This window comes from Vibrio sp. FF266 (assembly GCF_041439695.1).
In the GTDB taxonomy this organism is placed as follows: domain Bacteria; phylum Pseudomonadota; class Gammaproteobacteria; order Enterobacterales; family Vibrionaceae; genus Vibrio; species Vibrio tasmaniensis_A.
In genome coordinates this window covers 1-1743 of record NZ_JBGOOO010000102.1, presented here as the reverse complement: position 1 = coordinate 1743, position 1743 = coordinate 1, and the positions used below count along the sequence as shown (strand labels likewise).

The window sequence follows — 1743 nt, the reverse complement described above, 5'->3', positions numbered from 1 at the left end:
GTGCTTTTGGGGTGAGTTTGAACGATGTTAATTCGTTCTGTGAATCGCTCTAAAAACGTCACAAACTTACAAGGCAGTGTGGAGGTGCATTGCCTTGATCAAGTATCCAAAATCTTCGCTAAGAGCGTTTGAGGCGTTCTGAGGGCTGTTTTTGATGGCTAACTCGCCCGTTTAACATAATAGGAATAATGAACACCGATTTCTAAGTTTTTAATATAGGTTTTTTAAAGGTGTGTGTCTTTTAACTGTATAACCTTGTTTTTGCTTGAGTTTACCCCTATATCAATATGAGCAATGTTGCTATTAAATCAGTTTAAAGGTTTTGTATGGCTATCTATGTGGCACCTGGTAATAAAGTTGAGCGAGATGGGGGCTCTTTTCAAGAGTGTAAAATGAATACAACAAATCATACGGTTGTAGCAAGATATGGCAGGTATTGTACTATTCGTGATCATGAAATAGCACCTCCAACAAGTACTGCGGGGCGACATTGGTTGCAGATTTATAGAACACCAGATAACACTGAGTGATATCCTTAACATTATCGTAGAAAGGTCGCCTAGCGACCTTTTTTGCATTAAATCTTTACCAAAACTCTGGTTGAGACATGCGAGTAGGGAATATTCTTAAAATCTCAATACAGTTATTTTTTACTCGATAAGGTATTAGGTAGGGAAACTTATTTAGGACAAGCTCTCTTGTTCCAAAGACTCGACCAGGACGACCCATCGCAGGATTGGTTTTTAGAAGATTTGTTAAGTCATAGACTTCTTGAACAAACTCACGTGATGATTGTGGGTTATGTTCGTGTAAATACTCTGCAGACTGCTCTAAATTGATTAAGGCTTTTTTAAGCCACTTAATCTGCATTTACACCCCACTTAGAAAATGCGTCTTGTACATCGTCCTTGTTAGCAAACTGTCCTGAGTCAGCTTCATGCAGTGCATCTTTTATTTCATTGATCTGCCAAAGCTCACGAACTAAGTAATCTTGAATTGCTTGGTTGGTAATCCATGACTTTGTTCGCCCCGTGGACTCTGCAAGTAATGTTAGTTTTTGTTCAATATCTTCGGGGATTCTGACTGACATAGATGGCATAATAAGCCTCCTTGTATTACGTTAATTACATTGTAATACAAAGTAATCATTACTACTAAATTTTGTAGACTTGATAGGATTTTTTCTTAAGTGGGTTCCCTGTTACTTTCGGCCATTGGCCGTTACTGTTCGAGTAAGGTTAACAATGAAAAAAAAATTAATTATCGCGCTAATGTTTTTTGCTGCACCTGTTTTTTCTGACGGTGAAAATGAATATCAAGATGGAAAAATTGCCGGATATACAGCAGCGTGTGCAAGCTACTACGAAAATGACTATATAAAAAAATCGCTTTTTGAATCGCTGATGCTACTTCAAGAGTATGAGATTGAAAAAATGCCAGCAAGCAAGATGAAATATGAGCGCGATAAAATGTTTAAAGCAATGGAGGTGTTTTATTTAGATTTTAAAATTGATCAGAAAAAAAGAATGTGTGACGGGATTTATGGAATCTATGAGGATTATCAATTTTAGACTCTATTTAGGCGTTTTTTGTTGTGCGAACAAGGTGATCACAAAAATGATCGTTGAGATCTTTATCGTTAAGTCGTAACCTTTTGCCCTAGATGTGAAAAAACCGCCTTGCAGGGCGGTTTATTTCGGAATACTTAAACGATTGAAGCCCGTTAAGTCCTTTCATGATAGC

General features: G+C 37.3%; 3 protein-coding genes. 1 reads left to right on the top strand and 2 read right to left on the bottom strand.

All coding sequences use genetic code 11. The features are described 5' to 3' along the window. Nucleotides 1–585: 585 nt before the first annotated feature. Together ACED59_RS24395 and ACED59_RS24390 are read right to left on the bottom strand one after the other, a co-directional pair. A complete protein-coding gene (locus tag ACED59_RS24395) occupies nt 586–870 on the bottom strand; it encodes a type II toxin-antitoxin system RelE/ParE family toxin (protein ID WP_086716333.1) in 285 nt (94 codons plus the stop codon). Further along, nucleotides 860–1099 (bottom strand): CopG family ribbon-helix-helix protein, encoded by a 240-nt coding sequence (locus ACED59_RS24390; RefSeq protein WP_086716332.1) that lies wholly within the window; start codon nt 1097–1099, stop codon nt 860–862. The genes ACED59_RS24395 and ACED59_RS24390 overlap by 11 nt, the downstream gene beginning before the upstream one ends. Before the next feature lie 145 nt (nt 1100–1244). Between ACED59_RS24390 and ACED59_RS24385 the strand changes: the two genes are divergently transcribed. Continuing rightward, nucleotides 1245–1571, top strand: coding sequence for a hypothetical protein (locus ACED59_RS24385; RefSeq protein WP_086716329.1), 327 nt, complete (start codon nt 1245–1247; stop codon nt 1569–1571). The last annotated feature ends 172 nt before the right edge of the window (nt 1572–1743 follow it).

Excerpts from the sequence above, each read along its gene's own strand:
- ACED59_RS24395 (WP_086716333.1), bottom strand. The coding sequence starts at position 870 with ATGCAGATTAAGTGGCTTAAAAAAGCCTTAATCAATTTAGAGCAGTCT.
- ACED59_RS24390 (WP_086716332.1), bottom strand. The coding sequence starts at position 1,099 with ATGCCATCTATGTCAGTCAGAATCCCCGAAGATATTGAACAAAAACTA.
- ACED59_RS24385 (WP_086716329.1), top strand. The coding sequence starts at position 1,245 with ATGAAAAAAAAATTAATTATCGCGCTAATGTTTTTTGCTGCACCTGTT.